The 23,333-nt window shown below is 42.3% G+C and carries 18 protein-coding genes; 5 read left to right on the top strand and 13 right to left on the bottom strand.

Annotated features, from left to right (window positions below; translation table 11 throughout):
• Positions 1-248: 248 nt before the first annotated feature.
• The 3 genes from FSB76_RS24640 to FSB76_RS24635 all read right to left on the bottom strand — a co-directional run bounded on the left by FSB76_RS24640 (position 249) and on the right by FSB76_RS24635 (position 2,350).
• Positions 249-920 carry a DUF3800 domain-containing protein gene (locus tag FSB76_RS24640; RefSeq protein WP_147058124.1) on the bottom strand — a complete coding sequence of 224 codons (672 nt, stop codon included), beginning with the start codon at positions 918-920 and terminating at the stop codon, positions 249-251.
• Between the two features lie 3 nt (positions 921-923).
• On the bottom strand, positions 924-1,064 hold the full coding sequence (locus FSB76_RS32255; protein ID WP_158642974.1) for a hypothetical protein: 141 nt from the start codon (positions 1,062-1,064) through the stop codon (positions 924-926).
• A 92-nt stretch (positions 1,065-1,156) separates the two neighbouring features.
• A complete protein-coding gene (locus FSB76_RS24635; RefSeq protein WP_147058122.1) occupies positions 1,157-2,350 on the bottom strand; it encodes an FRG domain-containing protein in 1,194 nt (397 codons plus the stop codon).
• Between the two features lie 762 nt (positions 2,351-3,112).
• On the opposite strand from FSB76_RS24635, the gene FSB76_RS24630 reads away from it, so the two are divergent.
• The 3 genes from FSB76_RS24630 to FSB76_RS24620 are packed head-to-tail and all read left to right on the top strand — an operon-like array spanning position 3,113 to position 10,738.
• Positions 3,113-5,845 carry an AAA family ATPase gene (locus FSB76_RS24630; protein ID WP_147058120.1) on the top strand — a complete coding sequence of 911 codons (2,733 nt, stop codon included), beginning with the start codon at positions 3,113-3,115 and terminating at the stop codon, positions 5,843-5,845.
• Positions 5,846-5,855: 10 nt separating this feature from the next.
• Entirely contained in the window at positions 5,856-7,076 is a 1,221-nt protein-coding gene (locus FSB76_RS24625) for an exonuclease SbcCD subunit D C-terminal domain-containing protein (protein WP_147058118.1), read from the top strand.
• Entirely contained in the window at positions 7,073-10,738 is a 3,666-nt protein-coding gene (locus FSB76_RS24620) for an AAA family ATPase (RefSeq protein ID WP_147058117.1), read from the top strand. Before FSB76_RS24625 ends, FSB76_RS24620 begins: the two co-directional genes overlap by 4 nt.
• Before the next feature lie 5 nt (positions 10,739-10,743).
• On the opposite strand, the gene FSB76_RS24615 is transcribed toward FSB76_RS24620, so the two are convergent.
• From FSB76_RS24615 to FSB76_RS24595, 5 genes are all read right to left on the bottom strand, one after another.
• The gene (locus tag FSB76_RS24615) at positions 10,744-11,724 is read right to left on the bottom strand and encodes a nucleotidyl transferase AbiEii/AbiGii toxin family protein (RefSeq protein ID WP_147058115.1); all 981 of its coding nucleotides are present in this window, start codon (positions 11,722-11,724) and stop codon (positions 10,744-10,746) included.
• 2 nt (positions 11,725-11,726) lie between these two features.
• Positions 11,727-12,446 (bottom strand): DUF6088 family protein, encoded by a 720-nt coding sequence (locus FSB76_RS24610; RefSeq protein ID WP_147058113.1) that lies wholly within the window; start codon positions 12,444-12,446, stop codon positions 11,727-11,729.
• Between the two features lie 230 nt (positions 12,447-12,676).
• Positions 12,677-13,633, bottom strand: a complete 957-nt coding sequence (locus FSB76_RS24605; RefSeq protein WP_147058111.1) for a hypothetical protein — start codon at positions 13,631-13,633, stop codon at positions 12,677-12,679.
• Positions 13,634-13,866: 233 nt separating this feature from the next.
• Positions 13,867-14,466: a hypothetical protein gene (locus tag FSB76_RS24600; protein ID WP_147058108.1), complete on the bottom strand. Its 600-nt coding sequence runs from the start codon at positions 14,464-14,466 to the stop codon at positions 13,867-13,869.
• Between the two features lie 438 nt (positions 14,467-14,904).
• A complete protein-coding gene (locus FSB76_RS24595) occupies positions 14,905-15,882 on the bottom strand; it encodes a DUF4238 domain-containing protein (protein ID WP_147058106.1) in 978 nt (325 codons plus the stop codon).
• Positions 15,883-16,163: 281 nt separating this feature from the next.
• On the opposite strand from FSB76_RS24595, the gene FSB76_RS24590 reads away from it, so the two are divergent.
• The gene (locus tag FSB76_RS24590) at positions 16,164-17,867 is read left to right on the top strand and encodes a hypothetical protein (RefSeq protein WP_394349441.1); all 1,704 of its coding nucleotides are present in this window, start codon (positions 16,164-16,166) and stop codon (positions 17,865-17,867) included.
• A 27-nt stretch (positions 17,868-17,894) separates the two neighbouring features.
• On the opposite strand, the gene FSB76_RS24585 is transcribed toward FSB76_RS24590, so the two are convergent.
• Both FSB76_RS24585 and FSB76_RS24580 read right to left on the bottom strand, forming a co-directional pair.
• Complete coding sequence (locus FSB76_RS24585) at positions 17,895-18,050, bottom strand: hypothetical protein (RefSeq protein ID WP_225976301.1); 156 nt, start codon at positions 18,048-18,050, stop codon at positions 17,895-17,897.
• Positions 18,051-18,593: 543 nt separating this feature from the next.
• Positions 18,594-19,631 carry a hypothetical protein gene (locus FSB76_RS24580; protein WP_147058102.1) on the bottom strand — a complete coding sequence of 346 codons (1,038 nt, stop codon included), beginning with the start codon at positions 19,629-19,631 and terminating at the stop codon, positions 18,594-18,596.
• Positions 19,632-19,755: 124 nt separating this feature from the next.
• Between FSB76_RS24580 and FSB76_RS24575 the strand changes: the two genes are divergently transcribed.
• Positions 19,756-20,439: a hypothetical protein gene (locus FSB76_RS24575; protein WP_147058100.1), complete on the top strand. Its 684-nt coding sequence runs from the start codon at positions 19,756-19,758 to the stop codon at positions 20,437-20,439.
• Between the two features lie 91 nt (positions 20,440-20,530).
• Here FSB76_RS24575 and FSB76_RS32860 read toward each other — a convergent pair whose 3' ends face one another.
• Genes FSB76_RS32860 through FSB76_RS24560 form a run of 3 tightly spaced genes read right to left on the bottom strand, consistent with a single transcriptional unit; the run spans position 20,531 to position 23,332 of the window.
• Entirely contained in the window at positions 20,531-21,307 is a 777-nt protein-coding gene (locus FSB76_RS32860) for a C40 family peptidase (protein WP_147058098.1), read from the bottom strand.
• Between the two features lies 1 nt (position 21,308).
• Complete coding sequence (locus FSB76_RS24565; protein WP_147058096.1) at positions 21,309-22,052, bottom strand: N-acetylmuramoyl-L-alanine amidase; 744 nt, start codon at positions 22,050-22,052, stop codon at positions 21,309-21,311.
• Positions 22,049-23,332 (bottom strand): hypothetical protein, encoded by a 1,284-nt coding sequence (locus FSB76_RS24560; protein WP_147058094.1) that lies wholly within the window; start codon positions 23,330-23,332, stop codon positions 22,049-22,051. The genes FSB76_RS24565 and FSB76_RS24560 overlap by 4 nt, the downstream gene beginning before the upstream one ends.
• Between the last annotated feature and the right edge of the window lies 1 nt (position 23,333).

The raw sequence follows: 23,333 nt of genomic DNA, 5'->3' as shown, positions 1-23,333 counted from the left end.
ATTTTCATGTTGATCTTACCTGAAGATATTTGTTATTTGATCATCCTACGCGAAATAGCTACATATAGGCATAGTCGGCAAAGATCCTACATATAGAAAAACAATATTCAAAGCGATCACCAGCTGCAGTATCTGTCAGTATCTATCGGAGTGTTTAGGTCCGTACATTTAAATAATAATTTATTAGACATAAAGATAGAGTTAATCAAATCTATAATCGCCGCAGGATTATTCCATTGAGAAAAATCTCAGGCTTTGTTTATTTTTTTCCAAAACGGATAAATGCCCGTTTCCTTGCGTTTTTGAATTTGATAATCATCATAATCGGCTTTTGTAAAATCTTCCCCCATCAGTACGTCCACGCTTCCTGAACCCAGATTACCCCGAAAGATTGAATTAACCATTCCCATTATTTCCACATCAAATTCCGTTCTCTGTTCTTTGATCGCGATGAGTTGATTCCGGTTCAATACAAAAGCAAAAAAATCAGCTACTTGGATTAATAAAAACTCATGAGAAGTTTTGAATGTAGCGATATTCTGATTCATCAATTCACTCAGACGGTCAATAACGATGAAGTGCCCGCTTTTCCTTAGACCTTCGTCAATAAAAATCTCAAACATATTCCGAAGATTGTATTCTTCAGCAAATATTTTGATCCGCATAAATATAAATTCCAGCGCCAACTCATCTAAGCCGCGGTTTTTCGGGTCGCGCAATCCGTTTTCATCCATGGTCCGTGGCGTCATCGTTTGGATAAAGTAAGGCAGGTTATACCTATTTATCAAAGCCGTAAAATCTTTAAAAATATTTTTCACTGTTTCAGTATCCAAACCCCGATAATCCTTACGCCGATTGATGAGGTCGGTAAAATGAAATTCCGGTAAAGGCCGACCACCTCTTCCGTATTTATACAGCAATTCTCAGATGCCTTCCAATAATTCCTCTCTAATATCTGCGGCTATCAAAACTGCAACATAAGTTTTCCGATCACTTTTTAAGGTGAATGATTCACTAGCGTTACCTGGCGAACCCGTATCATCGACAACAAAAATATGTTTCATTAAATTCAATTTATGGTCTAGTGGAAATCGACCCTTAAAAACCTATTAACACTTTCGTTTTATAAACATCGAATTAGTAGCTAATGCAATAATCAAAAATCATATTCGACAAACCCATTCAAAGCACGATTATTTCCCTTTGCTTTTAAAACAGCATCATAAAACTGATCATCCCCTCTACCTGGGAACAAGTACTCTTTGGTTGGCAACCCCTGCGAATCAAAATCTTTGTTAAGGTGAAACACGGCATATAAATAGCAAGTGGCTTCGTTAAAGTTATCGAAAAGAAAAAATGGCAAGGCGCATTGTTGCCTGACAGGCCTTAATGGATGCAAATGTTGTAATGAAGTCAGATTTTTGATGATATCCTTTGTTGAGGTAATTGTCGGTATTCTAAAGTAAAAACAGTATATCACGCCTTCATGTTGCCCATCTCCGACAGGACGATACTGGGCTTTTCCATTTGTTTGCATTTCAAATCGTTGCGTTGCAAAGAAACATGCGGTTTTGTAGTCGAAAGTAAGATCTAAACCAGTCGTGTCAAAACCATAATGTTGTGAAACAATTGCCAACTCGGAGTTATATTCAGCATTTGCTTTCAATTGCCACCACCGCTCATAATAAGCTTGCTCCGCCGGATCAGTACTATCAATAAGTTCATTGGCAGAAAAGTATCCGTTCCGTTTAAAATAATTGCTTGGTATTTGCTGATAATCATTTATGCCGTGATAAATAATATCGTCTGCATCTCCAGTTGAGAAAACATCTTCAAGATCGGCATCAATTTTTCTTTTATTGAAATTTGATTTATATTTCCTCCAACAGCCGGGTATAATCAGTCGTTCATCACCATTCTCATTGCTTAATGTCGGATTTGAGAATTCACGCTTTACTGTATACTCATTTCTTTGTCCTCTATAGCTAAAATAGCCATTATCGAGATAATACTTACTACGCTCGTCAGCGGAAAGAATTTCGGAGATTTGTTCGATCTTTGAAATGTAATATTCTTGAGGTCTTAAAGCGATTGACGCCTCAATTCCATAATCTTTAGAACGCAAAAGTATATCTGTGTTAAATTGCCCCCTTAATGCGAGAGAAGCACCATAAAAGCTATCAAATATTTTGTTTGGCTCCCATTCGACCATGTAATAACCTGACCTACACAGCTGCTCAATCGTTATTTCCTTCACTCCTTTTTGACGAAGTTCAAAACATAATAGATTTTGTTGTTTACGATAACGGGTTTCAAAGGTATCGGGTGAGTTGCGGGTTAAAAAAGTCATCAATAAGGCGAAAATAAATAATTACACAATCCTATCAACGCTATATAGTTTTGCTGACTTTAGATCGGCTACTGTTGAGTGGAAATACCTCAAAGGTAGCAAACCAACTCATTAATTGCCGCAATTTCAATTCACTACGCCCAACGATAGCTCATTGATATCTTCAACTACTATGAACAATGGCCGCCAGCAGGCAGTCTGAAGAAAAAATAACTAATGATACCCTAGGTGGAAATCGAACCTTAAAAAAGGCAATCCAATCCTTCGTTTATTAATAAAATAGACTAAATTAAAAATCAGCACAAAATTTAATCGGTAAATTTCGAACCACTTTTACTGCTTGTTAATAACTTGCCTATGAGATTCTTATGGGTAAAAAAAAGGAAACAAGCAACTTTGGTTGTTTCCTTAAGGTCCCGCTGGGATTCTAACAAATTGAGATAAATCACTTATTATCAATATGTTATGTCATTAAATTTAAGACGTATACCGCGAAGTATACCGAATTATTTAGATCAATTTGATGCTGTATGAGAACGTTAATACCCATATATACGAATTATTTATGTATTAAAGAAATTGATTTTAATTAAGATTAAAATTCACGAATTGGCAACCAACCAGCTCGATTTATTTCTTACAACTTTCACTTATAAAAGGGTATTTATTAATATTTTCAATTATCAATTTTTATGGATAATTTATCTTTAATATTGTAAATCAAAACTTTATAAACTGTAAATAACCTTACCTAAATTTATCATGAGTAATGCAATAAATGAGTTAATCAAACTCAATTTTGACGAGCGTGAATGGATTTGTGAACTTAGGAACAAAGTCTGTGAGCATGGCGTCTTATCCGAAGATGATGTCCAAACAGCATTCGATAAACTGAATTCTGACATTAAATTATCTGGTATTGTATTACCGGATACTACAGGTACTACAGTCGCTGCAAATAAAACATTATATAAACTTTATGAAAACACTAATGCCGCTGGTCTTTATGATAATAAACACATAACGTTCAGCCCGAGTTTTACCCTCATCTACGGCAAAAATGGAAGCGGAAAGACGAGTTATTATAAAATCCTGAAGGATGCATTTCATAGTAGCCAGGATATTATCGGCAACATTTACCAAGTCTCGGCAATACCATCAACCGCTAAAATAGATTTTGTAGACAAAAAGAAACACCGGGCAAATCAGTTGAAAGGAATTACGGCCGGGTTTCCTGATCCAAGTGCGTTTACCATCGAATGGTTGGCTGGTAAGCAAAACCCATCTCATATAAAATTCTGCGACGACCGGATATTATCCAGCTCACTTTCGAAAAAAGATTCTGGCTGGAGTGTAGATCGTTATAAACTTGGATATTATGATACTTTGCGCTCATCGGTAGAAGAGGTCGAAAAAAAGTACAATGAACACCTGACAGGATTGAACGCCCGATACTCAGAAAATTTTGAGATACTAATTAAGGGTTTAAAATCGGATGCAGAAAAATCTATAAAGAAGTTCTTGTTAGCCAATAAAGATGTCGTTAAACCGCTGACAGATAAACTCGAAGAGTTATCTAAATTGACTTTAGAGACGGATCATTTAATCAAGAAAGGAGACTTACAGCGCACTACCAATATGTCGGTTGAAGACTTAACCGATAAGATTGACCTTGCCACGATACGTTCTAATGCAATCGTTAAAATTCAGGCCTACATTGACGAACTAATTTCGATCTACAAAGAAGTTAAAGCAGTAAATGATCGGATTGAACAGGTTGCAAAACTCAAGAAAAGTCTGGATTTTTCTAAATTCAACCAATTTAAACTACTCTTTGACCCACAAGTCAATAAGGACAAGTACGTAGAATTACTACAAAAGATCGCTGAAACCGCCCTGACCTTTGGTTTTGATAATTATCCGGATGAAGTTGAGAAATGCTTCTATTGTAACCAGGAGTTGCCCGATGAAAATAAATCATTAATAAAGGATATTCATCAGCTTATTGACAATGAAGTAAATAAGGAGATCACTCAGTTACAAACTTTACTGAGGCGATATCAGAGTAAAGTCGATAAAATGCTTCAAACCAAAGCTGAATTGATAACTATTGCTTCTTTAGGGGAAATCTATCAGACAGCAGACCAGGCAATGATAGATTTTGGCCAATGGCAAAATCAAAGATTTGATCCCACTGAACTTAATCTTCTAAAAATTGATTTGGATGACTTAAAACCAATCCATGTAAATTTTGAAATCATAGTGATTCAATTAAATGATTTGCTTGATATGGTTCAATCAGAAGGCTACGTTATCCGGCATGACCTTGGGGATTTAAAAGGAAGATTGCTCGCTATCGAAACTTTGAAAAAGGAAGCCAGAGAAAATCTTGCCTTATTAGAGGATAAAGAATTTTGTGTAAATCAAAAAGTGTTGATTGAAGGCCTGCTCAAAAGTTTGGAAGATATTAAAACCTGTAAAAAATCAGGTAGCAATTTCCAGTCCTATAAAATGAAAATTTCAAAGGATAAAGGCCGTGTAGAAGAAGAACTTATCAGGAACAATTATTTGCAGTCTTTCAACAAAAACCTTGCGTATTTCGAGATCGCCCGGCGGGATAATATCAAACGTCCATTTTCTAATCCGGTTGGAACCAGCAAAATTGATGCAAAAATTGAGGCCAATAATAAATCATTTTCAGTATCTGCTATACTCAGTGAAGGCGAAGCAAAAGTGTACTCAATTTGTGATTGGTTAACCGAGTTAGAATTCGATGATAAAGAGATTCTTGTTTTCGATGATCCAATTACGTCGCTCGATGATTCCAACATTTACAAAGTTGTTGACAAAATAATTGACCTCAGCAAAGCATATCAAGTAGTCGTGTTTACACATAATTTCGAATTTTATCACCGCCTTATACAAAAGTCACTAGGTAGTTCATCTATGCACAAAGCAAAATGTGGGTTGTGTGAACACAGTTCCGAAGCAGACCAATGTGCTGGAAAACTACCAGGTTCCACAGGAATTCATAAGTGTGCGACCTATTATATAATCGAACACGCACTTCAACCAGGAATGGTTAAAGAGGAAGTAATATTCATGACTTTAGATTGGGAAGAACGAATTAAAATAATCAGAGATAATTTAATTGCCGGAGATATTACGCAGGCAGATAAGCATTTAAGGACGACAATTAATAATTTTTTTGAAAGATTTGTACTAAACGACATTAAAAGGCAAGTTTATAGAAATAACGACCTTATTAAAGAATGGAGGGGTATGCGTGATATTAGCGAGGTTGACTATAACATATTGATGGAGGTGCACAACAAGATTTCAGCTGAAGGGACAATTCATGAATCGAGCCCCGAGGTACGGACAGCGTTGGATGTACGAGGGTATATTGCGGAATTTAATAAAGCAGTGCGCGCAATAAACAATATAAGGAGTTTTAATAACCCGTCTGCGCCAGCCCCAATTGCTGAAATATAATCAAACTTAAATGAGAATACTACATACAGCAGACTGGCATTTAGGTAAACGAATGGAACAGTTCGACCGGACTGAGGAACATCAGGATTTCCTGGACTGGTTGATCGACAAACTAAAATCAGAAAAGATAGACGTCCTGATAGTAGCAGGTGATATTTTTGATTCCGGTGCACCCTCAAATACCGCGCTTGAACAGTATTATCATTTTCTAAGGAACGTAAAAGATACTGATTGTCATGATGTGGTAATCGTCGGGGGTAACCATGATTCCATTAGCACCTTAAATGCGCCCAAAGCGCTGCTGAAATATTTTAACGTGCATATTGTGGGTGGTGTGCCGGAAATTTTCAGCGATCAAGTAATACCCATTTACGATAAAAATAAACAAATAGAACTGGTGATCTGTGCCGTCCCGTTTCTTCGTGACAGGGATATCCGGCTTTCCATATCGGGCGAGACAACTTTAGAGCGAGAAGCGCGGATCAAACAAGGCATCGTGGATCATTACCAAAACTTGGTTGAACACATTGCCGTTCATAAAGACAACAATATACCGGTTATAGCAACCGGACACCTTTATGCGGCCGGGGCCAGTACTTCAGAAAGTGAAAAAGATATTCATATAGGCAATCTCGGGCAGGTAGCCGGGGACCAATTTCCAAAAGAATTCAATTATATCGCCCTGGGGCACCTGCATCGGCCACAGAAAGTAAATAAAATGGACTATGTGCGTTATTCCGGTTCGCCTATACCATTGAGTTTTTCGGAGAATGACGACCGCAAACAAGTGGTCATTATTGAATTTGGCGGTGGGGCAGTTAAAATTGAAGAGCTTGAAGTGCCCTGTTGCCGCCGACTGGTACGGATCTCAGGAACACTTGATAGTGTCCGCAGCCAAATATTAATTCTGGAAGATGAGGGCCTAAAATACCCCTCCTGGATCGAGTTGAAGATCGAAACTAACGCATTTATTCCGGACCTGAATGAACAACTGGATAAGCTTAAAACCGGCAAGCCCTTTATCGGGCATTTTTTTCCGCGGCAATTATTGATCAGGCCTTCACAACAAATACAGCAGCTTACCACCGAGGCGATGGCACTCAATGATCTTGATCCAAAGTCGGTATTTCTTAAGAAATGCGAAGCCGTTTACGGCAATACGAAGCAGCCGGAACTAATTGCTACATTCCAGGAGGCCCTTGAGGCATTACAACAGGAGGGTGACTTATGAAAATCCTGAGCGTCAAATTTTTAAATCTAAATTCACTGAGCGGAGCTCATGAAATTCGTTTTGATAAAGCTCCATTTACCGATAGCGGATTGTTTGCGATAACAGGTCCTACTGGTGCGGGAAAAACGACCCTGCTGGATGCGATCACCGTTGCATTATACGGGAGGGTACACCGGCATGAGAAGGACGTTGAAGAAACCATGTCGCGCCACACAGCAGAAAGTTACGCTGAAGTTGAATTTGAAGTAAAGGATAAAATCTATCGTGCAAAGTGGTCACAAAAACGAGCACGTGGTAAAATAGACGGTAATTTGCTCGGTGAAAAGATGGAGCTGTCGGAGGTGTCAACAGGCAAAATCTTGGGCGACCATACGCTAAAAAATACTAAGGCAGCCATCGTTGAACTTTCCGGGCTGGATTATCACCAGTTTCTTCGCTCGGTAATCCTATCGCAGGGCGATTTCACCAAGTTCCTGAAAGCTAATGAAAATGAGCGCAGCGAATTACTGGAGAAAATTACCGATACCGGAATTTATTCCAAAATATCCAGTTACATTTTCATAAGGCAAAGAATTGAAAAAGAGAAGCTTGACAGTCTAACGGAAAAGCTAGAAGATACCGTAGTGCTGTCGGCCGAGGAACTCCAAAGCCACCACGCCAGACTAACCGAATTGGGTATTAACGAAAAAAATCAAAAAGCGGAAGTTGCAAAGATCCAAAGCCAAATAACCTGGGTAGCTGCTATTAACAACTTGACAAAGAATGTCGAGCAGCAAGTGGCGGAATTGTCCGAAAAAGAAACCCTGCATATAGAAAAACAAAAAGACTTTCACGCCCTAACCCAGCATGAACTGGCCGTGGGGTTCAGACCCCAATTGATAGAGATCAAAACTATCAGGGAGCAGGCCGATGGCATTCATTCGGAGTTAGGCAAGTTAACTGATGCGTTACCGGGTTATCAAGCATCAGCAGAAACAGCGTTGTCCGAATTGCAATTGGCCGTAACCACTGCCGGACAAGCACAAGAGGAATTGACTGCGAAAGGGCCTTTACTGGAAAAGATAAGCCGAATGGACACCGGTTTGCAGAGTTTATCCCGGCAAGTTGGGCAACTTAAAATTTCCGTACAACAGGCCAAGCAAATCGTTGATGATCTGAAATTTAAAAAGGAGCAGCGAGTGCTGACCGCCGGGCAACTGGTCGAACAGATTTCCCAGTTGGAAAATTGGTTGCTTGAAAACGAAAAAGACAAAGGGCTGGAAGCCAGTATTGCCACGTTAAAACAATATCAACAGCGCTTAAACGAACAGGAGACAGGTATCCAAGGTCTTATCGCTCAAAAAGGCCAGGCTCAACTGGCAGAGCAAACAGCATTGCATCAGGCGGAACAGAACGAGGCCGAAATTACAAAGTACGGAAAAGAGCTGAAAGAAAAACAATTGCTGGTCGATAGCCTAACCATAGAATTGGGCAAAGTATTAGATGGAAAGACACGGGAGTCTATAGCAGATGATTGCCTACAACTGCCTTCTATCGTGCAATTATATGAGCAGCAACACCGTACAGCGATAAATTATAATAACTTATTAATACAACGGTATGAATTAACCAATGCTATTGCGAATTTAAAAAGCGGTGTTGACCAAAAAACATCCGCTTTGAAAACCCTGGAGAGCGAATATAAGAGCGCCAAAGAACAACTAGCCGATCTCCGGGAATTAGTTCTCATCCAAGAACGTATCCATAAATATGAGGCCGACAGGGACACTTTGAAGGATGGTGAACCATGTCCGCTTTGCGGCGCAGTTCATCACCCCTATATAACTGATCAGGTGGGAGCCCGGATCACGCTGGCAGAGCAAAAACGAAACGACCAGGAAACCCTGGTCAACAAACTGTCGCAACAGCTACAGGACGCCGCTTTAGCGCTTAATACGCAGGCTGTGACAATGTCAGGAAAGGAAAAGGAGCTTACTGGTGTCAGCGGAACGTTAACCGCCTTGCAGGATGAATTTTCAGTCGATAATGTCAAATTGCCTACGTCTTTAGCTATTGATAAACCTGAAGAAATAATTGTGGTGATATCGGCAAAACAAAAACTTCTGGACGCACTCAAAAACCAAATGTTAACGGTTGGAACTACTGAAAAGCAATTACAAACGGCACAAAATAGTTATGCAACTGCCAAGCAAAAACTTCAGGACGCTCAAGGTGAGTCCTTAATGATAGCAGAGAGAATAAACCGGTATCAGGCGGAATTGGCGAGGGTAGCTGATTTGCTTGTCGAAACAAATCAAAAAAGAGAAAGCGTCCGCAGTTTGATCACAAATCTGCTTCAACCACTTGGGCTATCTATTGAAGAACCCCGGTCTGAACAAATCCTGATCAACCGGGCCGCTACTTATGCAAAATCCACCCAGGATGTACAGCAACTTCTGGTACAACAATCGGCGTTGAAATCAGAGATTGCAAGTATTGAAACAACCTTAAACATACGTCAAACCGAATGGGAAACTGCTGGCGGTAATCTAAAATCGGAAGAAAATCAGCTACAGCGAAAACGCTCGGAGCGAACTGGTTTATTTGGTGATAAAGACCCTATCGTTGAAAGAAGCCGACTTGAACAAGCGGTTAGCGTCGCAATAAAACAAAAAGACACCGCTCAGGAAAATCGGCAGCATAAAAAGCAGCTTGCCGACCAGACCGCCGGTAGAATCGCTGAGGAAAAAAATGAACATGCGTCGCTCCTCAGTAAATTGGAAAATTTGAACACAAACTTACTGGCACTTCTTAATGAAAAAGGAATAACAGACATCTCCACGCTGCAAACCTTATTCTTACCGGCGGATACAGCGGCGCAAATAAGCCAGTTGCAAAAAGAGCTGGAATCGAGTATAGGAGGCTTAAAAGGGCGTATAGCGGCAACGAGCAAGGATCTGTCACATGAAAAAGCAAAGGCACTGACGGAAGAACCAGTTGAAACGCTTACAGAAAAGCAGGAAGCCCTTGATATACAACTTTCATTGTTAAATCAAGAGATTGGGAAGCTGAAACAAGTCCTGCATAATGATAGCTTGACGAGGGACAAGTTCACCGAGATCGCAAAGCAAATCGAGATGCAAAAATTAGAATTTACTCGCTGGAACAATTTAAACGCCATGATCGGTTCCTCAGACGGTAAAAAATTCAGCCGTTTCGCGCAGGGCCTGACACTTACCCGCCTGACCGATCTCGCCAATTTACACTTGCAAAAGTTGAGTGATCGCTATCAAATATTTAAAAGCACTGAAAATGACCTGGAGTTATTAATTGTAGACGGTTATCAAGCTGACGTCATCCGGCCGATGGCCAGTTTATCAGGAGGCGAAAGTTTTCTCGTCAGCCTGGCATTGGCGTTAGGGCTTTCGGACTTAGCCAGCCATAAAGTACAGATAAACTCTTTGTTCATTGATGAAGGCTTTGGCACACTTGATGCTGAAACCCTTGACATTGCGATCACCGCGCTGGAAAATCTCCAGGCGAAAGGTAAATCAATCGGAATCATTTCTCACGTGGAGGCCTTAAAAGAGCGTATTGGGACCCAAATACAATTGAGCAAACAGCCCGGAGGTGTAAGTAAAATCAAGGTAACTGAATATGGTAAGGAATTATTTGAGGCGTAATCTTGTTAAACACCGATGTTCCACTTTACAGATCCCAGCCGCTTTGCTATCTTCTGCAAGGTGGCGATTAATTCGGCTTCTTCCGGCAGGCTACCGGTCACTAAATCTTTAAATGTCGTCCGGTAGGGATGGCGGATCGCCGCCCAGGTCGCTTCTGACTCGGCGTAGATAATGGCGTTTTGCGGCGGGGCGCTTAGCCAGCCGTTGTTATTCTTGTAAGTCAAAATATCATCTTTGCCGACCATGTTCAATAACTTATCAAACTCTTCTGAATCAAAAAAGGCGGCGACGGCTGCATCTTTCAGCAACATATGTATATCATAAACGTGCCTGATCTTTTTAGCGAGGTCTTCATAAGGTTTTTCGGTGTATGAAAACCTGACCAGGCTCATGATCTTTTCACAAATCGTGCGCTCTTTAGTCAGCACTCTCACAGTGAAGGCCTGTAACCCATATTCCTCGATCAATGCCTGTTGCCCATTGCTTCGCATCATTTCGGCAATAAAGCTGCTGACTTCAGCGGTAGTATAAGGCTCGAAGTTACCAAGCCAGGTGGCTTCAACAACGATGTGTTCGCGGATCTGCCCAAACTCGCCTTTGAATTCCCCTTTGGCATACGCATGTGCCGTTTTTCGGTTCATACCCATCTTGCGGGTAATTCCCTCGACTTCGATCTCTGGCATGACGGTGCCTACTAAGTTGGTCAAGTTCCTGATTTTCGTTTTAAGCTGGTTATCACTTTCGCCCTCATGCCGCAATACGACCAGGTCGATGTCCTCGGAAAAACGTTCGATCAACTTATAGCATTTGGACAGTGCGGTTCCTCCCTTAAATACGGCCTCCTTTCCGATTTCAGATTCAAAAATGGTTTTTAACGCCAGCGTGACCCAGTAATCCTTTTCAACATAGATCTCGGCAATCTTCATTTGCTGGGCGGTCGCAGTGATCGCGTCTTTAAACAGTTCCGGGTTGTTGTGCAAGGTCATGGTCAGGCGATATTCCAGGTGGTGTTGTTTGGCAATAGGGTCGTGTTCAGCCCGAACTCAAAAGTACTGAGTGGGTTAAGGCTCTTACGCAGGGCGTTAAGGTCTTCCGTGGGGCTAACAAGCTCCATCAAAGCCCCTGCCAAGGCCCTTACGCGGGGCGGATATTTTAAGGCAAGTTTCTTAAAAAGCTGGCGGTCTTCCAATTTACCGATGCCATCCTTTAACAACCGGACCGCTGCTTCCTTGTTGAGGTCGGGTATCGTTTTAAAGTCTTTGATGGCGTCGAGGTATTCGAGGTAGCGGTAATTATCATCATTGATATCTGCGTAGCTTTTGATGGATGTCACCTTCTGGTTACCCAGCGTCAGTTCCAGGCGCTTATCGCGGGTAGCAATTTTAATGTTTTTAGGCACTTGAGTGGTCAGCCCCATTCGGTTATACAACAGCGTCCCGGTAATGTATGCGATTCTTTTCCCGGCTGAAAACAAATAGGGCTTCAGGAGTTCCTGCTCATCGGGTTTCAGAATACCGAAAGCAGAGCGTTTGGGCTTGTAAAACAGCCCGGTTGAGGCGCGTGTGATCAGGCCGTTTTTGACCAGGCGTTCGATAGCCTTCGTCGCGGCAGTATATTCCTCGCGTTCTATCGGCAGTTCCTGGTAGCGGAAGGTGCTGCCGTCGGGCATCCCGGCAATCTTGTCTGCAATTTTTTCGGCTACTTTCATTTTTTTAAAAATTCTCGCAGATCAAAGTTACTTTTTATTTTTCAAATGTCAAGTAAACCGCACGGAATACTTGACATATAATTAATAACTATCAGGTATTGATAAATGCTTGTACTTTATTTTATATTTTATAAGGATGTTATTAGTGATACTTTATTAATGATATTATTAAAGCAGTCCAATTGCCGTCGAAGTAATGCTGTAGTAATGCTGAATTAATGTTTCCTTTATTAAGGTGCTGTTGCACTCGCTTTGATCAATGCTTTCAACTTTGCCCGCGCATCCTGTTCAATCGCGGCATTCCGATCCCTTTTGATCTTGGTATTATTCCTAAGCAACAATTGATGCACAGCTTCCGGAAGTTCCGCTGTTGTGTAGCGAGTTGACACATAGATCCGGCGGTTATGAGCGAGTTTACCCGTAATAAAACCCCTGGCCAGTAATTCGCTCAGCAGCTTATCGATCTGGTAACGCTTGCTATAGGTATCGTACATCGCTTTGATGCCCGCTTTTTTGAGCATTTGGGGCAGCAGATCCTTTTTACGCGCTCCGGTCATTCGTGTTAAAATATAATCCTTTGTTGTACCTACCAGCTCCTTATTGCCGATTATGCTTTTGATGCTTAGAAATGCCCTTAAAAGATCAATCTCGTAAGGCGTCTTGGTTTTGCGATAAAACTCAAACATCATATTGATGCTCATCATCACGGTGACATCACGGCCGCCCTTTTTCTCCCAGTCATCAATAGCCCGTTGCGTTTTCGCTGCAGAGGCCATCATGACATCAATATCACCGCCGTTCAAATTCAATATCTTCATCGCCTGCTGCATCTGCCAGTAATCGATACAAGCCTGCCGAAAGTCCTCATCCTGTTCACCCGCCTGCGTAAATTCATCCATACCCGTTTCCGGGTTAAATTCCTGCCCGTCCCCGGTAAACCCGTTATAGTCCTCATCAGGAATAAAAGCTTCTTCTTCAGCCAGGAAATTAATTTTGCGGAGTAAGGATGCGGGTAAAGCCCCACGGTAGTAAGCATAGAGCACCTGCCGGTAAACCGTCGACAGGTCGGCATATTCTACCATCCGGGCGAATTTGAAGATTCCGTAATCAAAGATCTCGTCCAAATTGCCCGGAAGCCCTGAAATGAGATATAAAGGAAAGGGTATATACTTCGCGTCTTTCGCCATAAATAAATATCCCCTGGGAATGCTACATGCAAAATTGATCGCCCTAACGGATAAGCTAAAATACTAAATAAAAGAGAACCAAATATGTATAGACCCATACCTGCTATAGGCGCTTGATCAATGGCCGTCATGAGGGAGACTATTTCCATCCTTTTGACGCTTATTGTGTTTACGCTGCCGATCCATTCAATAAAAAAAGCAAAATAAGGTGGCTTTTGACAGTGAAAGAGACGTTAAAAAAGCGTCAGTTGCACCATGCCAACCTGTGCTTTATCAATATCGCGCAGGGTGGCCAAGATGACTGGCTGTTTATCGTTGGTGGTATCGGTACTGCCGATCTTTTTCGTCATCATAGTTTTTAATTCGTTCAATGCATAATTGAGCACGTCTTGACGGCTTTTAAATTGTTTACCGTAAACGGATAGGCCAAAGCAACCACCGGCAACACCATAGCTGTAATTCATACCAAAAGTCCAAACGTGGTTCGCACCTCTACCAAGATAGATCAAGCTGTGATTTCCATAGCGGCTGGTATCACCAAATATTAATTCTTCCCTATCTAAAAATAGAGGTCTTGTAGACCAGTCGTATTTATCAAAGCTGATTTCAGTAAATCCGAATTCTAACCCTTTACGATAGGCATAAACATTCATGGTGATGGTGCGGAATGAATCACCAAAACTACGGAACCAGTCGAGTTGAGTTTGGTTCTTTGCTTCGATAGCAGTGATTATTTCCTGAAAAATACCTCTTTCATAAGGAACCATGTGGTTATCCGCGATGTAATCGGTAATTTGATTTTTTGATTGAAGATTTAATACCAGGCTTTCCATAACATTACATTTTAGTTTTTTAATGCAAGGGGTTTAAAGGCGCGGTGCGCAGTTGTCAAGGGCCCGGCCGGTGCGGGGTTTCATAGACCCTTGACGGCGGCGCAGGGGGCTTTACCTTTGCAGAATAAAAAACTGAAATGGTTTGGAAAGCTGGTTTGATCCAAACAAATGCTAATAGCATAATTACGGGACAAAGCAAGTCCCTGCCTACCGGATGGGCGCGCAGGGTCGGCCAGGCATAGCATAGTGGTCCGATCCGGGTGGTGCGGCAGGAATACGGCAGGCTGGGTCTTGCTGTGCGGCTTGCGGTCTGGCGAATGGCAGTGAGCGTGACCGCAGGCATGGAAGCATTAGCGATGGCAGCGGCATCCTTTTTAGGAAAAAAGATACAGCGGACAGCGCGGGCCGGAGGCAATGCCCAAACCGGGACTTGCTGGACTACTGAGAAAATTGCTGGTTGTGCAGAGTAATCATCGCTGCGATGGCATTCAGCGTCTGTCGAGTTTGCGCTAATACATAGCGGCTAAAATATTGAAGGGAACCCTGATTTACCTGGTTGATAAAATTTGCATTAACAGGCCGGTAGTGTAACCGTTTGTTCAGTAGGTTGCTGGGTAATTCCTCGTCATTTACCCGGTCGCTGATCATCAGGCAAAGTAAAGGGGTTAGCGGGAAAAAAAGTGTGCAGTCGGCCAGTTTGATATTATTAATCCTATCCTGACTATCGACACAATAACCGGGATTATCCGTTGTGATAAAAGTTGAAGACAGATCCGATTCATGTAATATCCATTTAGCCCGAAGTAATTTGGAAGCGGCGGCATTGATCACACTGTCCGGGTTTCTTTCCCGGTCAATTAGGCCCGTCAAATGAATCATCTTGATAAAATCAGGGTCTTCGGTTGCTCTTATTCTCACAGATTCAATCGTGTCCAGAATTTCCTGATCGTTGGCATTAGGGTAATGTTTGCGTGCGTCATAAACCGTTCGGATCAAATCTTCGCTAAATATCTTTTGCAACATCCGCTGATGTTGTTCTCCGGAATATTCATCACGGATGTATTTGTTCCTTAACTTCATGGAGATTAACCCTTTGATAAACACTTCGGCTTCCGCATGGGATAAAGAAATACGGTTTTTGATCTTGTCCAGCGTAGCGGGGTACTGATTTTCATATTTCCAGAACAGTTCACGTTCAATAACCAATGGATCTTCTTGATTGAGGTGCTGGAAGGTTGGTGGAATTTGCATGTCCAAGGTATAATAATCAGGAACATAGCAAATTTGTGCGGGTGATTTGGATTGTATATAACCCCGTTTCCCGTATTTAAAGAGTTCATTATTGAGCGAGAACAAATTGCCGCCGGGGTTTGCAAATTCATTCATATAACACCTGGGGAGGTAATGCTGGTCCATACGTAAAGATGCGGTTTTTAATAGTTAATTTTACATTCTATACTTTATTACCAATGAAATCAACAGCCGAAATATTGCCAGCTAACAATTCTGAAAAAGTGTTGCGGAGTTACCTGGAAACGGAAACAAGCTACGCTTTGCTTGTCAATGGCCGGCGGGGAATAGGGAAAACTTTTTTCCTGAAAAATAAATTTTTGACCCAAGCCGCCAAAGTAAAGGTTTATCATGACCAGTCAAAATACTATAAACCGGTATATGTTTCCTTATTCGGGTTGAGCACTATGAACGAGGTCTATACCCTGATCGCACTGGAGCTGCTGCCCATCTTGAAAGGCAAGACTGTAAAGATCAGTATGGGTATCGCTAAGATGTTTATCCGCGGCCTTTTGCAATATAAAAGGGCCGGTAATATTGACGATTTCCTGAAAGATATCTCCCGATTGTCCAAAACCGCATTGGAAATGAAAGAACTTGTGCTCATTTTTGACGACCTCGACCGGTTGCCGGGCACGGTATCTATTACTGAATTCGTTGGGTTTGTGAATTCCCTAGTCGAACATGATAACAATAAAGTGATTGTAATTGCTGATCAGGACAGTATTACCGACCAAAAAAATTACCTGGCGGTAAAAGAAAAGACCATCGGGACAACGGTTGAATTCACGGCGGCATTCGACAATAGTTTTGATCAGATTATCTTAGAGAAATACAAAAAAGCCGGCTTTGAACCTTATTACAAATATTTGCAGGAATTGAAGCCAATGATCCAGGAATTGTTCTACGCTGCCGCATCGACCAATCTGCGTACCTTGATTTATTTCCTGCAAACTTTTGACAAGATTTTCCATGATGTTTTTTACGAACTGGGACTTGATAAGAATAGTCCTGATGAGTTAAACTTCTTTAAGCTGCAGGAGATCGCCAGGTTTGCCGTCAGTGTATGTATAGAATTTAAAAGTGGCAGTATCAGTTACACCAACACACAGGGTATTGATGAGGTAGCGGCCATTAACGCTCAGCTGACCCAGGATTTTTTGCGAAAAGCATTTTCAGACAATATGCGGCGATTGAATGATCCATCGGCGTCCAAAGTGGAAAAGGAAGATGAAAAATCTTATAAGGATGAATTTGTCAACAAATTTTATAACAATAAAACCTATCATTTTTACCCATCGATCTATCGCTTTGTGACCGGTGGTGATGATTTTGATAAGGAGGAATTATTAGCAGACCTGAAAGAAAAAATTGACGACCGCCGTCAGAAAATCTACCGGCAAGATGAGCTACTGAACGCCTTGGGCTACCCGCACTGTTATGATCTTGGCAATGAAGAACTGCGCAAGCTGACCGCTGAAATGTATGAATTCGCTTTACAGGGGCTTTTCTCACTGGACCGTTATCTTTCTGTATTTCACTTTTTGGAACGCTTTCCGGAGATATTGGGCTATGACCCGAAAGAGGTGACTGAAAAATTAAAAGCCGCCGTTCGGGAACATGCAGGGAATTTCTTTTATGTACCTATGCTGAAAGAGCATTTCGGGGTAAAACCGGATCAAAGAAATTACGAATACTTCAGGGACCTGTTCCAGGTTTTAAACGAAGTTAATGAGCAGGTCAGCAACGCTATAGGGCGAAAAAATGACACGGATCTTTTTACGGCCTTCTCGCAAGACCCTGATAGCTTTTACAAGGCCGTACATGAACAATATTCGGACAGGCCCATCCTGGCGAACTGGGATTTTGATGCCTTTTATATCCGGTTCCAGGAAATGACTAATAACCAGCTGCGTGGCTTTTCTACTTTTCTAAAGAACCGCTATTTAGTTTATGAATTGCCTCTGTGGACTGAACGTGAATTCTTTGAACTGCTATCGAAAAAAGTTAATGAAAAACGAGAAGGCGAACCTACCCTTCGCGATATAATACAGGAAGGCTTATCAGAAATAGTGGATCAGATCTTACAAAAACCGGTCATCACGAATTGAAAATCTAATATTTGGCTTAATTTTACGCTAATGGCCGTTACTGTCTTTCACCACAAAGCCTTCTTCAACTGCGGGTTCTTCCGCAGCGCTCCACTCATGTCCGCATTCCGGGTAAACCAATAGGCTTTCAAGTACATATGTATAAGGAGATTGGCAGATCGGGCAAGGTGCGAGTTCAGTCATGGAATAATTTTATTGAAAGTGCGAAGGTAACAAACGCAGCTTAGATATGCGGCTCCTGGCAGGTCTCAATAAATATGGCGGGGGAATATGATGAGATCGAACTGCTCATCTTTAAGCATCGGTTTTCATCTTCGACCTGGGCACCCCATGTCTGGGTGAGGTCAGGGCCAAAGACCTAAAGGATTATGTCGGCAAAACGGTGCGATGATCGGGAGTTTTGTGACGGATAAACCGGTACATACCATCAAACAGGAAACGATGTTTTTCGGAGCCTGGCTTGATGCCTAAGTCAACTGGTTTGATACCATTCATTTCCCGCAAAGCTTTCAGTACAGACCGTTCAAGGAATGCGGCTGTTACCTGATCCAGGGCAAGTTCATTGAAGAATTCGGCTTTCAGTCGTTGGAGGTCAGCCGCTGTGAGCGTTTGCCTATACCCGACCGGAGGACCAGGCGAATACCCGCAGGGCTATGGAAGTACGGAAAATACCTGGCCGGACTGGCAGCGGGTGGCTTAGGGATAACCTAAAAATAAATTAAACCACTAATCATGCATGGATTTGTAGGGCTCGTAATTCACAATCGTTTTCATGATCGCATCATGCATTGCTTCCGGCGTGTACCTGCGACCCATTGGCCCCTCGTTATCCGCGATGGCCACCATGATTTTCTTTTTGATCTCTCCACCCATTGCACCGGCACCCACAAACTTTTTGTGCAGTGCATCACAAATTTCGCTTACTGTTTTTGTAAAATCTTCCACCCAAAATTCAGCGCCCTCGCGGTATGCTTCATCAAAAACATCGTTGCCTGCGGAGAGCACTGACTCACCCTGCTGGCAGGTATTCGTCTTTGCTTCTTTACGCAACTTTTCCAGTCCTAAAAAGGTCTGCACTTCCTCTGATTTTTTATTCGGATCTACCGTTAAAAATACGGCGAACTCCCCAATCAGCATTGCATAGGGAACGGTGTTTTCATTCTTCATAAGGACTTTAGCCGTGTTTTTGTTGGTGTAATTTAAACAGCGAATCAGCTCGTAGCTGATCCCCGTAATTTCCTTGCCTAATTTTTCGGTGTATGCCGGGATATCTGTCGCGTCCAAGCCGCCGTCCAGGATGATCCGCAGGTGATATTCATCGGTTTCATCCAACTTGTAAGCCTTTGTATCCGTTACCGACATTCGCCAGAATATGGAGCACCAAAACAGGAAAGCGAGATAACTGTCTTCGGTGCTTGTATAGTTCCCTGTGCTGGTTTTTTTTAACGTTTGCGCGTACGCGCTTTCCAGGTTTCCGAGCCTCATTTCACAAGCCGTGCATAATAAGTCATCGACGATCAGCTTGCTGCGTGATTTTTCCAGCTCTTCTTCGGTCAGTTCGCCGAACACTGGTGCCAGGCGCTCGGGCAGGACGGAACTACCGAAATAGCCCGTTACATAACCGCCACTTAACTCAAAGCCCAGTTCCAGTTCACGGCCCGGGCGGCCATCGACATTGTCAATTTTTTTCATCAAAAAATGCGGGATCAGGTGGGAGCCTTTTTTATCGGCGTCGTTTTTATGGCAAAGGGCACAAATTGGCATCGCAGCAGGATTTAAATCATCGCGGGCTGATAAAAACTATCAGGGTACAAAGATACCCTGCAGGCAGAACCCTGACCACTAAAATCGACCGCTAATATGCGGTGTATTGTTTATTTTTGTACGAATGAGCAATTTACCAACAAACCACAACGAAAACAGAAGCCTGAGCCACCAATTTTCCGATGAGCTTTTAACTCCAGGCATCGATCTGGGGATGGATTACAGTGAAATTTTCATTGATGACCTGATCGATAACCCCGCACTAAAAGAGATACCCCTGGTAAAGTCGGTAGTCGGCGTGATTAAAGGTGGGATCGCCGTTAACCAGTTCTTCTTTGCAAAAAAGCTATTGACTTTTATTCAAACTTTCAATTCCGGCCAGCTTGATCCGGAGAAAAAACGAAAATTTCAGGACAGGATCAATACGGATGACAAATACCGAAAACGGGTCTGTGAGCAGGTCATGATATTTGTTGACCGCTTTATTGAGATCAACAAAGCTAAAATCTCCGCAAATGTGTTTAAGGCCTATGTGGAGGAAAAGATCGCCTACGAACAGCTGATCTCCTTAAACATTGGTTTAGAGAACCTCCACCCCGATTCTTACCTGTTCATAGAAAAGCTGTCACATCAGGATTACCGGGTTGACGAAAACAATCCTCCGGCAGACCGGGACCATGATGGCGAGGCGCTGCTGGCAACCAGCGGGTTGGGTGCAAGACACTCGGTTTGGTCCGCCGGCTTCAGGGTGACGCCAGACGGGCAAATGCTGTGTGAGTTCGGTATTAAGCCAGTGATTCATCCCTGACTGGTTAATAGCTGGCCGCCCGGCAGCACTGGGGCAATACATAAAAAGTCAATATAAGCTGAAAAAAATGATATCGGGAGCGGGTTCCTGGTTAATTATCGTCGGTGAAAAGACGTTTAATCGCAAATATATTGTTTGAATGACTTTGCTCATCACTATGAAAAATACCATTGGGGGTTATCTTGTCTATGCGTACTTCACCTGACGCATGGATGATCCTTTCGCGGTCGGCTAACATGCCTACGTGAAACACCTTGCCATTACTGGCAAAGAAGACCAGGTCGCCAGGGCTGCGGTTTTCAAAATTCACGAGTTCACCCTGTAGCACCTGCTGTGAAGCATTCCTGGGGAGTTCAATCCCGCAAAGCATGAAAACAACCTGCATAAAGCCTGAACAGTCAATGCCAAATGGGGACCGACCGCCCCATAGATATGGAACCCCGAGATAATCTTTTGCCAGTGTAATTGCCCGGTCGGCGCAAGCGCCGTCATATTCCTGATAGACCTTACCATCATACTTAAAATTATAGCCATCAAGCGATAAGTATCCATCATGAAAGTTTGGAAGTACAGCGCCCCGAGGTACCAAAATGCGTCTTTCCTTAGATTCAGCCCAAGCAAATAAACTTTCTGCAATTACAGGTTTTTCTACAGCAGGAGGATCGCCGACGAATGATAACTGCTTGCTATCTACCCAGCCGCCATAATGATCAAACAGGCCGCTGACCTTTATCCAATTACCCTTTTCTTCAAGAATTTCCACCTGTTCGCCGAACAATAAACAGGTATCCAATTCGGATGTGTCCGACGGCATTACCCGTACAGGGATCACAGAAAGTTTAGCTGTAGCGAATTTTTTATTTTCCATTTTATTTCGGAGTTAATTCAGCGATTTTACGGCGACAAGCATGTTCGACCATGGGCAGTGATTGGCCGTTTGCAAGGAGCGACATGGACATCTCCATTGTCGCACTGATCAAACGCCAGAAATTGACATTCGCATCTCTATTGGTTGCCAGCGGCTCCAGGTCCAGACAAGATTCAAATATGGCGATCAACGCAGGCGGAACGCAAACAACGCCCCGGCGCTCGAATGACTCAAGGCCGTAGCATTCAGAAAAGACCCTTGACCAGTTAAATTTCACACCGGGATCCACTTTTCCCCGAAAACCGGCGATTTGCTCATGCCCAAGAATCGATGAGGCCGATCTCAGATTGGGGTAATATTCCTGCAATCGCTTGATAAGTCCGAGAAGCGATTGGTACTGCTGCTCGGTATAATCGAGCAAATTTCCGTTTGGGTTAATGATTTCTACACCTATGCTAAATTTGTTAAATCCGCTGAGAATTTCATCCTCCTGCATCCAGTAACTCGCCCCACAATGATTAGCCTGGTAAGTGATACCTGATGATGTTGGTATCAATTCGTCTATTGTTCCATCAAGGTCCAGCACGAATTGAACGGATACCTGGTCGAATTCCAGTGGATGTTCAAAGATATACTTTGCACGCTGGTAATCCCCAGCTGTATAATGGATGATCAGGAATTTAACGTCGCCAGCATTAAGCCGTTTGCTTTCATCTGGCTGATTAATAATTATCCGGGTGCTCATGTCTTATTTGAATTTTTATCGAGCGCATGCTGAAAGATCTCGAACATGAAATTTTTTACCTTTTTCTTACGTATTAGTGGCAAATCATCATCGGGAACAGGCTCTTTGTATTCTTCTTTGTCCCGGTCACTCCTTTTTTTATTGATCTTGTCGTCGCAGTGGCTCATCAGATCATAAAATGATTCATCCCCAATTATAACGACATTTTTTGGCTGCTTAGCGGTGATGTTGTTTCTAAAAAAATAACGTTCCACTTCCAGAGCCGTTTTAAAAATATGAAAGGTGGAGGTCACAATGATCAAATCATATGCTGCTATACTTTCCAATTTCTGTTCTTCCTGGAGCAATTCATCATAAAAATTGGTCATTACTTTCCCAATGTTATCTCGGGTAATATTTCTTTCGACTGCAATTGCCGCGTCCTTATCTGAATTAAGGTAAACGCTCTCATTAGGATGATCTTGCAAAACAACATTTATCTGCCGATAGTGATCAGCGTGAACGAAAAACCCCTCCTGTTTAGGTTCTATTTCCATAAAGTTTCCACAAAAGGTGCTAACTTTATTTGCTGTATTGAGACGCTGAACCAGGATCTGGTAATATTCATCATCAGCGATATTTCGAGCTTTTTTAGATTTGAAGTTCTCCGGACACGCCCCTAAAACATAAATCAATGCCTTGTTGTCCGGGAAAAATCTATCCACCAGATCTTTTAGCTGGGCACCGGAACTAAATTGCTGATAATTCAGATTTGACATCAGGCTGGTAAGATATTGCTCTAAAGGTCGCCTGATATTATTATGGATACAGCGATTGAACCATAGCAAAGCGAAAGAGGAAGCCATAAAGTCAGGAATGAACTTTTTGTCAAAATCAGGCAGTAATGAGAACCTACTCATCTTATCGTCATAGACTTCCTTACTGTAATTAAATATGTTTAAGAGCGGTTCAAAGTTGATCTTACCTTCGAATCCCTGAAAAAGTTTCAGAGTTAAAAGATATCTTTCAAGTTGTTGTACAGGATTTCCCTGCTCGGCAAATTCAAACCGCATATCCTTGCAAAACTGATTAAACTTTTCCACGTCATCTTCTAAGCCGTTTTCGATCACTTTCAATACATCGCTGGGAGACGACGGATAAGGGACATCGCTGTCAAGTTCTTTATTTACTCTTCTGATATAGACCTGATTTTCTTTAAGAACAGCTACGGCACGTCGTATGATCTCGTAAAACTCTTTGTGTTTTTCAAGAAGGTAATTGCTTTTTGCAAAAAATATCATA

Origin of the sequence: Mucilaginibacter ginsenosidivorax (assembly GCF_007971525.1) — a bacterium.
Classification (GTDB): Bacteria; Bacteroidota; Bacteroidia; order Sphingobacteriales; family Sphingobacteriaceae; genus Mucilaginibacter; species Mucilaginibacter ginsenosidivorax.
Note: the sequence above shows the minus strand (reverse complement) of the source record. Positions and strands in the feature narration are given on the sequence as shown.

Bases quoted from the DNA above. Each gene is read 5' to 3' on its own strand.
- FSB76_RS24630 (WP_147058120.1), top strand. From the start codon at position 3,113: ATGAGTAATGCAATAAATGAGTTAATCAAACTCAATTTTGACGAGCGT.
- FSB76_RS24635 (WP_147058122.1), bottom strand. From the start codon at position 2,350: ATGACTTTTTTAACCCGCAACTCACCCGATACCTTTGAAACCCGTTAT.
- FSB76_RS24565 (WP_147058096.1), bottom strand. From the start codon at position 22,052: ATGAGCACCCGGATAATTATTAATCAGCCAGATGAAAGCAAACGGCTT.
- FSB76_RS24580 (WP_147058102.1), bottom strand. From the start codon at position 19,631: ATGCCAATTTGTGCCCTTTGCCATAAAAACGACGCCGATAAAAAAGGC.
- FSB76_RS24610 (WP_147058113.1), bottom strand. From the start codon at position 12,446: ATGAAAGTAGCCGAAAAAATTGCAGACAAGATTGCCGGGATGCCCGAC.
- FSB76_RS24615 (WP_147058115.1), bottom strand. From the start codon at position 11,724: ATGACCTTGCACAACAACCCGGAACTGTTTAAAGACGCGATCACTGCG.
- FSB76_RS24560 (WP_147058094.1), bottom strand. From the start codon at position 23,332: ATGATATTTTTTGCAAAAAGCAATTACCTTCTTGAAAAACACAAAGAG.
- FSB76_RS24600 (WP_147058108.1), bottom strand. From the start codon at position 14,466: ATGGAAAGCCTGGTATTAAATCTTCAATCAAAAAATCAAATTACCGAT.
- FSB76_RS24625 (WP_147058118.1), top strand. From the start codon at position 5,856: ATGAGAATACTACATACAGCAGACTGGCATTTAGGTAAACGAATGGAA.
- FSB76_RS24620 (WP_147058117.1), top strand. From the start codon at position 7,073: ATGAAAATCCTGAGCGTCAAATTTTTAAATCTAAATTCACTGAGCGGA.
- FSB76_RS32860 (WP_147058098.1), bottom strand. From the start codon at position 21,307: ATGGAAAATAAAAAATTCGCTACAGCTAAACTTTCTGTGATCCCTGTA.
- FSB76_RS24605 (WP_147058111.1), bottom strand. From the start codon at position 13,633: ATGGCGAAAGACGCGAAGTATATACCCTTTCCTTTATATCTCATTTCA.
- FSB76_RS24590 (WP_394349441.1), top strand. From the start codon at position 16,164: ATGAACGAGGTCTATACCCTGATCGCACTGGAGCTGCTGCCCATCTTG.
- FSB76_RS24595 (WP_147058106.1), bottom strand. From the start codon at position 15,882: ATGGACCAGCATTACCTCCCCAGGTGTTATATGAATGAATTTGCAAAC.
- FSB76_RS24575 (WP_147058100.1), top strand. From the start codon at position 19,756: ATGAGCAATTTACCAACAAACCACAACGAAAACAGAAGCCTGAGCCAC.
- FSB76_RS24585 (WP_225976301.1), bottom strand. From the start codon at position 18,050: ATGACTGAACTCGCACCTTGCCCGATCTGCCAATCTCCTTATACATAT.
- FSB76_RS32255 (WP_158642974.1), bottom strand. From the start codon at position 1,064: ATGAAACATATTTTTGTTGTCGATGATACGGGTTCGCCAGGTAACGCT.